Source organism: Streptomyces sp. URMC 124 (assembly GCF_051386455.1).
Taxonomy (GTDB): Bacteria; Actinomycetota; Actinomycetes; order Streptomycetales; family Streptomycetaceae; genus Streptomyces.
Map to the genome: position 1 here is coordinate 1 of NZ_JBPQTS010000660.1, position 233 is coordinate 233.

Annotated in this window: 1 protein-coding gene; it reads left to right on the forward strand. The window is 61.4% G+C overall.

Features of this window, described 5'->3' with window-relative positions:
• Positions 1 to 233 (forward strand): glycosyl hydrolase family 95 catalytic domain-containing protein (locus ACSNOG_RS34075; protein ID WP_436756532.1); only part of this gene is annotated, 233 nt, incomplete at both ends.

Consider the following 233-nt stretch of genomic DNA (forward strand, 5'->3'; position numbering starts at 1 on the left):
GGCCCTCCGTATCTCCGGAGAACCGCTTCCTGCTTCCGGATGGTGCCGTGGGCAGTCTCTGCATGGGCCCATCCATGGACTCGCAGATTGCCCATGCTTTATTGCAAGCCTGTCTGGAGGCCGGGCGGCTGCTTGGGGAGGACACCCGCTTTCTTGACGAGCTTGAAGCAGCGATCCGTAACATCCCGGCTCCGCAAATAGGAAGGCACGGAGGCATCATGGAGTGGCTCGAG